Below are 12917 nucleotides of genomic sequence, written 5' to 3'. Positions count from 1 at the left end.
GGTGTTCTCCTTCAGATCATTTTTGCAGATGTTGCAAATGCTCGTTAAAGCGGGTTGTATTCATAAAACCATTTACCCGTGAATCAGGGATCTCTTTTCCTTGAGAGTCAAAAAACAGAATAGTCGGTAATCCCCGAACATTCAGTTTTTCCAAAAGTTGTTTTTGCTGTGGGCTGTTATTGGTGACATTTGCCTGTAATAGTAAGGTTTCACGTAGTTGTGATTGAACCTGTGGATCACTGAAAGTATATTTTTCAAATTCTTTACATGCGGCACACCAGTCAGCATAGAAATCAAGCATGACGGTTTTATGGTTGTTTTGTGCCATTAGGTGTTCCAATTCTTGCCAGTTATTTATCTGGCGGAAATTGAGGCTGTGTTGCGATTGTTGTGTCGCTGCCGTACCCCAAAACCAATCCTGCAATGGGCGGGTGGCTATCAGCGTCAGAACTAACAATATCAGTTGTATGACTCTTATCCAGCCATTTTGGCTTCTGAGTGTCAGAGCAAATCCCCATCCCAGGAAACTGACCGCCAGCAGGCTCCATAATCGTATTCCCCATACATCGCCGATAACTCTTTCCAGCAGGAAAACAGGCAGTGCAAGGATAATGAAGCCAAAAGCTTCTTTAACATATTGCATCCAGGGACCGCTGCGTGGCAGGAGTTTATGACCAAACAGGGTGACGGCAATAAGCGGTAATCCCATTCCTAAAGCATAAAGATAAAGGGTTACGCCCCCTGCTACTGTATTACCACTTTGGGCAATATAGAGCAGTATGGCGCTTAAAGGCGCGGTAGTACAAGGTGAGCAAATTAATCCCGCTAATGCACCCATAGCGAATACACCAAAGAATGAGCCACTTTTTTGCTGGTTACTCCAGCTGACCAGGCGGGTCTGAACGGAGGAAGGCAGTTGCAGGGAATAAAGGCCGAACATCGATAGTGCTAGTAGAATAAACAGTATCGACAAACCAATCAGCACATATGGATGTTGCAATGCGGCTTGAAATTGTAAACCCGCAGCCGCGACAATCAATCCAAGTAAGGTGTAGGTGATTGCCATTCCTTGAACATAGCTTAGGGCCAACCAGAAAATCTGTTTTAGGTTCTTAGGGCGCTGACCACCAAGAATAATGCCGGAAATCAGTGGATACATCGGCAGTACACAAGGTGTAAAGGCGATACCAATGCCAATCAAAAGTGCCCAAAGTGGTGAAAAAGGTAAATTTTGTTGGTCATTTGATGCACTTTCTGGCGTTTTATGAACAGGTTCGGTGGGTATTACGTTAGTTGTTTTTGATGGGATAACTGTACTTAATGGAACCAGGCGGGTTTCCGGTGGGTAGCAGTATCCTGCCGCGGCACAGCCCTGATAAGTGACGACAATATTGGATTTATCATTTGCCTCTGTAACAGGAACATTTACCGCGAGTTGTTGGAAATAAACTTCAGTTTCACCAAAGAATTCATCCTGATGAGCCGTACCTTGTGGCAACGTAATTTTACCTAGTGTGGCCTGCTGTGGCTCAATACGAAGTTGTTTGCGGTAAAGGTAATAACCCGGTTTGATCTGCCAATTTAGTGTCAGTTTGTCGCCTTTTTGCTGAAAATCAAACATGAATGCCTGATCTGCCGGCAAATACAGGTTTTGCCCCGGTTGTTCAAACAGCGCATTCGCTGCCAGTGGGGTAAACATCGTACTGCAAAGCAGTAAAAACAATATCAGAGTACGTTTAATCATAAGGTTAATGATCGCTAATAGAATAGAAATATTCAGCACTATAACCGAAGGCTGTCAGACCAGAAAGTGTTCTGGTTAAGATTAAGACAATAATTAAGGGCTTGCAGAGAAAAGAACATTATTTCAGAGAAGAGTTCAGGAGCGGTGTACGCCCCTGAATTAGGTTGTTATTGACGGGATTAGAGGATCATACCGCCGAACAGGAAGCCGAGGGCAACCGCCAGAGCAACCCCGATGGTGCCGGGAATAAAGAACGGATGGTTGAAGACGAAACGGCCGATACGGGTAGTTCCAGTGTCATCCATCTGAACTGCGGCAACCAGGGTTGGATAGGTAGGCAGAATAAACAACCCGGAAACTGCGGAGAAAGAAGCGATTGCCGTCAGTGGTGTGACGTTCAGAACCAGAGCCATCGGCATCAGCGCTTTTGCGGTTGCCGCCTGTGAATAGAGCAGGGCGGAACAGAAGAAGAAAATAACCGCCAGCAACCAGGGTTGAGATTGGATTAAGCCGCCGGCAGTGCCTTTGATCCAATCAATATTCGCCTGTACAAAAGTGTCACCTAGCCATGCAACACCCAGAATACAGATACATGCGCTCATTCCTGCTTTAAAGGTACTGGAATTCAGGATGGCGTCAGTATCAACTGAGCAGGACATCGTAGTGATAGTTGCGACACTCAGCATAATGATCAGAATAGCGTGAGTGGTGTTCATCAGTGGTTCTGCAACCAGACCGATACTTGGGCTATTGACGATAGCGTAAATAACAACACTGATAACACCTACTAAGAACAACAGAACAGAAGCCTTAGCCCTTGGTTTAACTTCAATCTGTTTGCTGCCACGCAGAGTCACCAGGTTTTCTGCCAGACGTTTTAGATAAACAGGGTCATCAGACAGTTTGGAATTAAACACCCAAGAGACGATGAAGGACATTAGAACGATAGCCGCGAAAGTGGATGGCAACAGGACCATCAGCAGATGAATATAGCTGACTCCGTGGCCTTCCATCAGAGAAGACATATAAACGACCGCAGCGGAGATTGGCGAGGCGGTGATACCAATCTGGGCTGCGACAACCGCAGTGGAAAGCGGACGGCATGGTTTAATGCCTTGTTCTTTTGCAACTTCGGCAATCACCGGCAGTGCTGACAGAGAGATGTTACCTGTACCTGCAAACAGTGTCAGGAAATAGGTAACGATAGGTGCGAGGATCGTGATGTATTTTGGGTTTTTACGCAGCAATTTTTCAGTTTGTTGAACCAAATAATCCAGACCACCGGCGACTTGCATGGCAGAGATTGCAGCGATAACCGCCATAATGATGGAAATAACATCGAATGGAATATGCCCCGGTTTAACACCCATTGCTGACAGCACCAAAACGCCAAGACCGCCGGCAAATCCAATGCCGATCCCCCCTAATCTGGCACCCAGGAAGATGGCCAGCAGAACGATAACCAATTCTACGGCTAACATAATATTTACTCCTTGAAATAATTAAAAATTTGAAAATTTTAGGTTAATACTTTGTGCATGTAGGGAAGTAAAAAGGCACGCTATCCAGTTGGAGTTGCGTGCCTTGATTGCTAAGAGCTATTTTTTATTATATTCAAAAAGTTATCACTATTATCGTTAGGCTGTTTTATTTGTCATTCTTTGCCGTTAAGAGCAGCCTGCAATAATAACGCCTACTCGATAGGTTTAATCATCACAACGTTTTGCTTTATAAGCCGGGCGTTTTAAGTTCTCTACACAGAAGATATCATCCAACTCAGTTTCAGTCAGTAAGCCACGTTCCAGCACGACTTCACGAACACTTTTGCCAGTTTCAGCACAGATCTTACCAACGATATCACCATTATGGTGACCGATGAATGGGTTCAGATAAGTAACGATACCGATCGAGTTGAATACGAAGTTTTCGCAAACTTCTTTGTTCGCCGTGATGCCGTTAATGCATTTTTCTACCAGGTTGCGGCAAGCGTTGCTTAGCAGGGAGATAGATTCAAACATGGCCTGACCAATAGCGGGTTCCATTACGTTTAGCTGTAACTGGCCGGCTTCGGATGCCATAGTAACACAAATATCGTTGCCGATGACTTTGAAGCAAACCTGATTCACAACTTCTGGAATAACAGGGTTAACTTTTGCCGGCATGATAGAAGAACCCGCCTGCAATTCAGGCAGGTTGATTTCGTTCAGGCCAGCACGAGGACCGGAAGAGAGTAAACGCAAGTCATTACAGATTTTAGACAGTTTAACAGCCAGACGTTTCAGCGCGCCGTGAACCATAACGTAAGCACCGCAGTCGGAGGTTGCTTCAATCAGGTCTTCGGCGGGTATGCAGGGTAAGTCAGTGACCTCAGCCAGTTTTTCAACAGCCAATTTTTGATAACCCGGTGCGGTGTTCAGACCGGTGCCGATAGCAGTAGCACCAAGGTTAACTTCCAGCAACAGTTGAGAAGTCCGGTTCAGGTTTTTAACTTCTTCTTTCAGCAGGATTGAGAATGCATTGAATTCCTGTCCTAGCGTCATAGGAACTGCATCCTGTAACTGGGTGCGACCCATTTTCAGAATGTCATCAAATTCTTTGGCTTTTTTATCGAAGCCGGCGATCAACAGTTCAAGAGACTCGACCAGTTTCATGATGGAGTTATAAACTGCGATGCGGAAACCGGTTGGGTAGGCATCGTTAGTTGATTGGCTTTTATTCAGATGATCATTAGGGTTCAGGTGTTCATATTCACCTTTTTTATGGCCTAACAATTCCAAACCGATGTTTGCCAGAACCTCGTTGGTATTCATGTTGAGTGAAGTACCGGCACCGCCTTGAAACACGTCAATTGGGAACTGGTCCATACATTTGCCAGTATTGAGCACTTCGTCGCAGGCTTTGATAATGATATCCGCAATTTTTTTGGGGATGGTTTGCAATTCCTTGTTAGCTAAGGCGGCGGCTTTTTTTACCATCACCATGCCACGGATAAATTCGGGTACATCATTGATGGTGCTGTTACTGATGTAGAAGTTTTCAATCGCACGTAAGGTGTGAATACCGTAATAGGCTTCAGCGGGGACTTCTCGTTTACCTAACAGGTCTTCTTCGATACGAATGTTGTTTGACATGAGAACCTTCTTATTAGATTACGTTTTTACTGTCTAATGATGCGTTTGTTAAATAATTATGTTGCCAACAGCAATAGTTATGATATGAGCCCTTCATCACCAGATTGCTGGCGTGATCATATGCTGGTTAGCAATAAATGCATTGAATCTGGATCACTTTATAGTGGTATTTGCTTAACGTGATTTGATATATGTGATATTAATCACAATTATGAGCCTGATCAGTAAGATTTTCAGAGGATTGAAAACGATGGCTGTGACCCCAATCATATCTCTAATAAACTGAAAAAATGTTAATTTAGTTGTTCCTTGGATTTTGTTGATATGATTTATCCAGGATACAACCTTTTCATCCCAATTAATTGAAGGAGCACCAAGTGCGTTGGTTGCCATTGATCCTGATATTTTTGCTTGTCTACATTGAGTCAACCTTATTTGTACGTGTTGCCTCTGAATTAGGTGTGTTATTAACGCTGTTACTGGTGCTGTTTACTTCTTGTGTCGGTATTTCTCTGGTACGCAATCAGGGTATGAAGAATTTTATCCAGATCCAGCAAAAGTTGGTTGCCGGGGAGAGCCCGGCGGCAGAAATGGTAAAAAGCGTGTCTCTTTTGCTGGCGGGTTTCCTATTACTATGCCCTGGCTTTTTTACTGATTTCCTTGGTTTGCTGCTGTTATTGCCGCCGGTTCAAAAAACATTAATGATGAAACTGATGCCACATATCAATTTCTATCGTCCTCATAATAGCGGTGGGTTCAGACGGGATAATAATACCTTTGAAGGGGAATATGAGCGCAAGCAAGATGACCCCTCCCGTAAGTTGAACGACCCTAAATCCGATGATGACGAACATAAGCCCCGTTGATAAGAGGTTATCTGCTGAATGTTGTGTCAAATCATCAGTTTTTTTCTGTAGGTAAGAAAAAAGTAAAATATTTTTTTTTGCCTGCCCTTGAAGTATCATAAATAAGTCCCCATTTAATCTATTATGATACTAGTTCAATGAAAGCATACTGGTATCAATCCTCTTACCTGATATGGACTTTCTTATAGGAGAGCTATCAATGAATATTCGTCCATTGCATGATCGTGTAATCGTCAAGCGTAAAGAAGTTGAATCAAAATCAGCTGGCGGTATTGTGCTGACTGGCACTGCTGCGGGTAAATCTACTCGTGGTGAAGTTTTGGCTGTAGGCAATGGCCGCATCCTTGAAAGCGGTGACGTAAAAGCACTGTGTGTGAAAGTTGGAGATATCGTTATTTTTAACGATGGTTACGGTGTTAAGTCAGAGAAGATCGACAACGAAGAAGTGTTGATCATGTCTGAAAGCGACATTCTGGCAATTGTTGAAGCGTAATTGTTGCGCTTAGATCTTCTTAACTGAACGAATTTAAAGGAAAGAAACAATGGCAGCTAAAGACGTAAAATTTGGTAGCGACGCTCGCGTTAAGATGCTACGTGGTGTGAATATTCTTGCTGATGCAGTAAAAGTAACCCTGGGCCCTAAGGGCCGTAATGTTGTTCTGGATAAATCTTTTGGTGCGCCTTCAATCACTAAAGATGGTGTTTCTGTTGCTCGTGAAATTGAACTGGAAGACAAGTTCGAAAACATGGGTGCTCAGATGGTGAAAGAAGTTGCCTCTAAAGCGAATGATGCTGCGGGTGACGGTACAACCACTGCAACTGTATTGGCTCAGTCTATTGTTACTGAAGGTCTGAAAGCCGTAGCCGCTGGCATGAACCCAATGGATCTGAAACGCGGTATTGATAAAGCCGTGGTTGCCGCAGTTGCAGAACTGAAGAAGCTGTCCGTACCTTGCTCAGATTCCACCTCTATTGCTCAGGTAGGTACTATCTCCGCTAATTCCGACGAAACTGTGGGTAAATTGATCGCACAAGCGATGGATAAAGTCGGTAAAGAAGGTGTAATCACCGTTGAAGAAGGTACAGGTCTGGAAGATGAACTGGATGTTGTTGAAGGCATGCAGTTCGACCGTGGCTACCTCTCTCCTTATTTCATCAATAAACCAGAAAACGGTTCTGTTGAGTTAGAAAACCCATATATTCTTCTGGTAGATAAAAAAATCTCCAATATCCGTGAACTGTTGCCAGTTCTGGAAGGCGTAGCTAAGGCAAGTAAGCCTTTGCTGATTGTTGCTGAAGATGTTGAAGGTGAAGCACTGGCAACTCTGGTTGTTAACACTATGCGTGGCATCGTAAAAGTTGCTGCGGTTAAAGCGCCTGGTTTCGGTGACCGCCGTAAAGCTATGTTGCAGGATATCGCTGTTCTGACTAACGGCATTGTTATCTCTGAAGAGATTGGTCTGGAGCTGGAAAAAGCCACTCTGGAAGATCTGGGTCAGGCAAAACGTATCGTTATCAACAAAGACACCACAACCATTATTGACGGTGTTGGCGAAGAGACTGCGATTTCTGGCCGTGTTGTTCAGATCCGTCAGCAGATCGAAGAGTCTACTTCTGATTATGACCGTGAAAAACTGCAAGAGCGCGTAGCTAAACTGGCTGGCGGTGTTGCTGTTATTAAAGTCGGTGCGGCGACAGAAGTTGAAATGAAAGAAAAACGTGCCCGTGTTGATGATGCTCTGCATGCAACCCGCGCAGCAGTGGAAGAAGGCGTGGTAGCTGGTGGTGGTGTTGCACTGGTTCGCGTTGCTGCTTCTATTGCTGGTCTGAAAGGCGACAACGAAGATCAAAACGTAGGTATCCGTGTTGCAATGCGCGCAATGGAAGCACCTTTGCGTCAGATTGTTGACAACGCAGGTGAAGAACCATCTGTTATCGCAAACAACGTGAAAGCAGGTGAAGGCAATTACGGTTATAACGCGACTACTGAACAGTATGGCGATATGATCGCAATGGGTATTCTGGATCCAACCAAAGTGACCCGTTCTGCACTGCAATTCGCAGCATCTATTGCTGGCCTGATGATCACTACTGAATGTATGATCACTGATCTGCCTAAAGATGATAAAGCTGATTTAGGTGCAGCAGGCGGTATGGGTGGCATGGGCGGTATGGGCGGCATGATGTAATGTGACGAAAGTCGCATTGTTTTGATGTAGCTATACGTCTTGTGTGAGCAGGTTAATCCTGCTCACACGCCCTTTTATAGAAAACATGCCACAACAAGATGAATAGTTTTGTGCGGTGTTTCAATTCAAACTCAAAATAAGTCACTGGCTGTGACAATAGCGATTTTCCCCACCGCGAAGTTGCAATCCACGATCTCGGTGGATTCTTGTAACCTGTCCCGTGTCAGATATATTGATACTTCTATAGAGTACCTTGCCTTAATTGTGAGCTAAGATTAAGAGAGGGTATCCTCAGCAAGTTCGTCGAGCATTTCAAGCAATAGATCGAATGCCGTAGGTGCATCCCTGATAGTCAACCCCTGTAGTGTAGGGTTTTCGTAAGTAAACAATTAAAGGTTTCCGTCTATCTTTGCTTCGAATCAGTACGGGATTGGGGGCAGTTCTGGATCAAATGACAAATTCAGATAGTAGCCGCTTTCCTGACCATACCTTGTGCAAATAATCCACTGACTCTCGCAGAGAATTTCCTATTTTATCAAAATTAACTGCCCATAGGAGGAAACTTAACGGGTCGATTCCCGGTGGTGAACCCCAAAATTAGGCGTCTTTTGGAAAGGGCAAACACTAAAGCTGCCGGGTTGTCGTAGTAAAAATATATCTTTAACTTTAGAAAAAACGAGCTTATTAGACTAGAATTCATTTATTCATAGGATTTTGGAAAAAAATTCAAATATCTATGCACAAATTCAATAGATCTACAGAAATGGCTGTATTCGTTCAGGTAATTGAGTCGGAAAGCCTCTCTGCTGCTGCTCGCAAGCTCGGTATGACGCCATCAGCAGTCAGTAAGCTTATCAATCGACTAGAGATACGACTCGGTGTACGGTTGCTGAATAGAACGACACGTAAGCTTCAGTTAACATCTGAGGGCTCTGTTTTCTATGAGCGCAGTATTAGGATTTTGGAGGACATCGTAGCCGCTGAACAAGAAGCAAATCAGGGTGCGGCGCCTCGTGGACGAATACGCGTGCATTGCCATGTTGCGTTTGGAAAACACTGCTTGATGCCTTTGTTGCCGGATTTTCTGCAACGCTACCCGGAGATCACACTCGACATCTCATTGTGCGACTTGATAGTGGATTTACTTGATGATCGCAGTGATGTGGCGATTCGCGTTGGTCCTCTGGACGACCCGCGTCTTATGGTGCGGCGGTTGGGTTCAAGCCGAATGGTTGTGGTAGGAGCTCCTTCATACCTTGAAAGGATGGGGATACCTTCTACGCCTGGAGACCTTGGTCGCTACAATCGGCTCGGTTTTGGCTTTACCCGCCATGTGAAAGCTTGGCCTTTCATCGATTCAGAAGAGCGGGTGCAACAACTGCCTTCAGGAAATTTGTTGCTCGGTGATGGAGAAACCATGCGCAAAGCTGCGATAGCCGGACTTGGTTTAGCACGTCTGGCACGTTTCCATGTGAGTGCCGATATTCAGGCTGGTCTGTTGCTACCTGTACTCGAAAATTATAATCCTGGTGATGAGGAAAAGATATATGCGGTTTTTGTTGGTCCAGGTCGCCAATTCCCATCACGAGTTCGGGTATTTTTGGACTATCTGACAGAGAATATCCACATTGGTGATGAGGAGTGATAACTGCAAAATATGACATCATGAAAATGCCTGATTGGGTGTTATCATGGTGTCAATGGATACTATTTTCGGTATTTCTGACTAAATGCGACACCTCTTTCTTAACTCATGTTCCATATTAGTGAACGGCAGTTAATGATCACTTTTACACTCTGTTGTTAATAGTTCCTTTATAATCGTGTTTGATACAGTGATGTATTATCCCCGATATGTCAGCTGTCACTGTGACAATTGAAAAACAGAAAATCTTCAGGTATTTAATATAAAAAATACCATTATATTTAATCCATTAGAGTAGTGATTGAAAAAGTAGTAATTATTTAAATATAATCAAGTCCATGTAAAACCTAGATGAATATAATATCTAAATACCTTAATGGGTGGCTTTCCATAAGATGTAATGTCATATAATTTCTCGATAAAAAATCAAATGGAGTTAATTAAATTACAGGCTCATTTTTGTGCTTGTACTATGAATGTAACGGATGTCACTTATTTTTCTGTTTTCATACGATATAAAATAGTCAATGTACTAACCAGCTAATTAATTTTCATGAGATAAATAGTTTATCCATATTATCTATTCGGCTATTCTCTCTATTTTTTGCTGAATTCATACTGGTGCAAAAAGTTTCTGGCTTAAACACTTCATCTTAAGGGTTCCTTTATAAATTATTTGTTTTGCGATATTGGTGTACAACAAGGTATATTGATGATTAGTTGTGAAATTTCCAACGATAAATGGGGAAAGAAATGCGAATTAAAGTTTTGCTCAGTGCTTCAGCATTGTTACTGTTAGCAGGGTGTACAGCCTCAAATCAATTAACTTCCGGCGGTTCACAGGTTCGTTTTGTTGATACTAAGCCAGGCAGTGAGTGCCAGTTATTAGGTGAAGTGGCAGGTACTCAAAGTAACTGGATGACTGGCGTAAGTAATGAGAGTAGCTCAATGCGTGGTGCGGCTAATGATTTACGCAATAAAGCCGCAGCTATGGGCGGAAATGTGATTTATGGTGTAACCAGCCCAAGTGAAAGCCTGTTATCGAGCTTTGTTCCACTGGATAGTAAAATGATTGGTCAAGTCTATAAATGTCAGTAATTGTATTCTGGATTTGAATGACATGCCCGGCTGAAAAGCATCCGGGCATGAATTTTCTGTTAATTTTGCCTTAGTCCCAAATCTAATGGCGTCTTACTCGGTTCTCCGCCTATCTCCCTTGCCAGACGTGGCACCAGATAACCTGAAACTTTTGTCAGCAATTCCCGGATAAGCTCTCTGGCTTCCTCATCACTGACCATAAAATGAGTGGCTCCTTGTACTTTATCCAGTACATGAATGTAATAGGGCAGAATCCCCGCATCAAACAGAGCGTTGCTCAGATCAGCCAGAATATCAGAGTGATTATTGATACCGCGTAATAATACACTTTGGTTTAGTAACGTGATGCCTGCTTGTTTTAGCATCATCATACTGCTCTGTAAGGATGGGTCGATCTCATTAGCATGATTGATATGCGTCACCATGATCACTTGTAATCTCGATTGTGACAGCCGATCGCAAAGTGTTGTTGTGATCCTGGCGGGGATAACCACAGGCAAACGGGTGTGAATACGTAGTCGTTTGATATGGGAAATTTTTTCCAGGTTGCTGATCAACCAGTCCAATTCATGATCTTTTGCCATTAACGGATCGCCGCCAGAGAAGATAATCTCATCAAGCTCAGGATGCTGTTGAATATAATTTAACGCTTGCTGCCAGTTGCGCTTATTACCTTTGTTATCCTCGTATGGGAAATGACGGCGGAAGCAGTAACGGCAGTTAACCGCGCATCCTCCTTTAACCAGCAGCAGTGCGCGGTTACGGTATTTATGCAATAAACCGGGAACGGCACTTCGCTGTTCATCCAGAGGATCGGTGGAAAAACCAGGTGTAAGCGTAAATTCTTCTGGTGTCGTTATGACCTGTAGTAACAACGGATCATTAGGATCGTTTGCTTGCATACGGGCAGCAAAGGCTCTGGGTACTCGTAGTGGAAACAGCCGACGAGCGCCACTCCCTTTGGTTAGCTCCGGGTGTTCATGTAACGACAATAATTGTAATAATTCGTCAGGATCGGTAATAACATCTGTAAGTTGTTTCAACCAGTCTTCTCTGATGAGGATCTTTGGGGTTATAATATGCGCCATTTTTTGGCAAAGCCATTTTGTTTAAATTAGAGGGTCTCCATGGCTACTTATAGTACCAACGAATTCCGTTCAGGTCTTAAAATCATGTTAGATGGCGAGCCATGCTCTGTTATTGAGAGTGAATTTGTTAAGCCGGGCAAAGGCCAGGCGTTTGCCCGTACTCGTATTCGTAAGCTGATTTCCGGCAAACTACTAGAAAAAACGTTCAAGTCTACTGACTCTGTAGATGCCGCAGACGTAATGGATATGAACCTGACTTACCTGTATAACGATGGTGAGTTTTGGCACTTTATGAACAACGAAACCTTCGAGCAGTTAGCCGCTGATGAAAAAGCGGTTGGAGAGAATGCGAAATGGTTGGTTGAGCAGGCTGAGTGTATCCTGACGCTATGGAATGGTCAGCCTATCTCTGTAACGCCACCGAACTTTGTTGAATTGGAAATCACTGAGACTGATCCAGGTCTGAAAGGTGACACTGCGGGTACGGGTGGTAAACCAGCAACCCTGAGCACTGGTGCTGTGGTAAAAGTACCTCTGTTCGTACAAATCGGTGAGGTGATTAAAGTGGATACTCGTTCTGGCGAATATGTTTCCCGCGTAAAATAACCGCTGGTTGTATTCGGTAAAAACCGCCGTTCTGGGCAACAGGCTGCGGTTTTTCTTTAATTAATGTGGAAGGCAATAGCTATTTATGTCTTCAGACTGCTGTAATATTATTTTATTGATACCACACTCTTACACGATTATAATCTGCCTTCATTTCTAATAGTTATTCGGGACGACCTGGATATACTTCGGTTTTTCGGGGACGACCCCACAACTCTATGGGCGTTGATATGTCCTGGTTTATTCTTATTATCGCTGGTTTGTTTGAAGTTATTTGGGCGGTTGGCCTGAAATACACTCATGGTTTTACCCGCTTGACACCAAGTCTTATTACTGCCGGTGCTATGGCTATCAGTGTAGGGATGCTCGCTTATGCAATGAAAGGCTTACCAGTGGGCACAGCCTATGCCGTATGGACTGGAGTAGGCGCAGTAGGTACCGCCATTTTTGGCATTATGGTTTTGGGTGAGTCAGCAAGCCTTGCCAGAGTATTGAGCCTCGTCCTGATTGTTGCCGGTATTATTGGTCTGAAACTGGCTAGTTAATTTTA

General features: G+C 43.8%; 11 protein-coding genes. 7 read left to right on the top strand and 4 right to left on the bottom strand.

What is annotated here, in order from left to right; genetic code table 11:
* Nucleotides 1-16: 16 nt before the first annotated feature.
* From PTE_RS07295 to aspA, 3 genes are all read right to left on the bottom strand, one after another.
* Nucleotides 17-1744: a protein-disulfide reductase DsbD gene (locus PTE_RS07295; RefSeq protein WP_036844735.1), complete on the bottom strand. Its 1728-nt coding sequence runs from the start codon at nt 1742-1744 to the stop codon at nt 17-19.
* Between the two features lie 179 nt (nt 1745-1923).
* Nucleotides 1924-3225 (bottom strand): anaerobic C4-dicarboxylate transporter, encoded by a 1302-nt coding sequence (locus PTE_RS07290; protein WP_036844535.1) that lies wholly within the window; start codon nt 3223-3225, stop codon nt 1924-1926.
* Nucleotides 3226-3450: 225 nt separating this feature from the next.
* Nucleotides 3451-4875, bottom strand: coding sequence for an aspartate ammonia-lyase (aspA, locus tag PTE_RS07285; protein WP_036844533.1), 1425 nt, complete (start codon nt 4873-4875; stop codon nt 3451-3453).
* Nucleotides 4876-5252: 377 nt separating this feature from the next.
* Here aspA and PTE_RS07275 point away from each other — a divergent pair, with 377 nt between their 5' ends.
* The 5 genes from PTE_RS07275 (at nt 5253) to PTE_RS07255 (ending at nt 10673) form a co-directional block, all read left to right on the top strand.
* Nucleotides 5253-5741, top strand: a complete 489-nt coding sequence (locus tag PTE_RS07275; protein WP_036844528.1) for an FxsA family protein — start codon at nt 5253-5255, stop codon at nt 5739-5741.
* 199 nt (nt 5742-5940) lie between these two features.
* Complete coding sequence (locus tag PTE_RS07270) at nt 5941-6234, top strand: co-chaperone GroES (protein WP_011148251.1); 294 nt, start codon at nt 5941-5943, stop codon at nt 6232-6234.
* A 49-nt stretch (nt 6235-6283) separates the two neighbouring features.
* On the top strand, nt 6284-7930 hold the full coding sequence (gene groL, locus PTE_RS07265; RefSeq protein ID WP_036844524.1) for a chaperonin GroEL: 1647 nt from the start codon (nt 6284-6286) through the stop codon (nt 7928-7930).
* 763 nt (nt 7931-8693) lie between these two features.
* Nucleotides 8694-9575, top strand: coding sequence for a LysR family transcriptional regulator (locus PTE_RS07260; RefSeq protein WP_241826110.1), 882 nt, complete (start codon nt 8694-8696; stop codon nt 9573-9575).
* Nucleotides 9576-10328: 753 nt separating this feature from the next.
* A complete protein-coding gene (locus PTE_RS07255; RefSeq protein ID WP_036844518.1) occupies nt 10329-10673 on the top strand; it encodes a DUF4156 domain-containing protein in 345 nt (114 codons plus the stop codon).
* Between the two features lie 59 nt (nt 10674-10732).
* Here PTE_RS07255 and epmB read toward each other — a convergent pair whose 3' ends face one another.
* The gene (gene epmB, locus PTE_RS07250; protein WP_036844515.1) at nt 10733-11761 is read right to left on the bottom strand and encodes an EF-P beta-lysylation protein EpmB; all 1029 of its coding nucleotides are present in this window, start codon (nt 11759-11761) and stop codon (nt 10733-10735) included.
* Between the two features lie 39 nt (nt 11762-11800).
* Between epmB and efp the strand changes: the two genes are divergently transcribed.
* Complete coding sequence (gene efp, locus PTE_RS07245) at nt 11801-12367, top strand: elongation factor P (RefSeq protein ID WP_036844513.1); 567 nt, start codon at nt 11801-11803, stop codon at nt 12365-12367.
* A 230-nt stretch (nt 12368-12597) separates the two neighbouring features.
* Complete coding sequence (gene sugE / locus PTE_RS07240) at nt 12598-12912, top strand: quaternary ammonium compound efflux SMR transporter SugE (protein ID WP_036844732.1); 315 nt, start codon at nt 12598-12600, stop codon at nt 12910-12912.
* Nucleotides 12913-12917: the final 5 nt, after the last annotated feature.

Source organism: Photorhabdus khanii NC19 (genome assembly GCF_000517265.1).
Classification (GTDB): domain Bacteria; phylum Pseudomonadota; class Gammaproteobacteria; order Enterobacterales; family Enterobacteriaceae; genus Photorhabdus; species Photorhabdus khanii.
The sequence above is the reverse complement of the archived record's forward strand: the minus strand, read 5'-3'. Positions and strand labels throughout refer to the sequence as shown.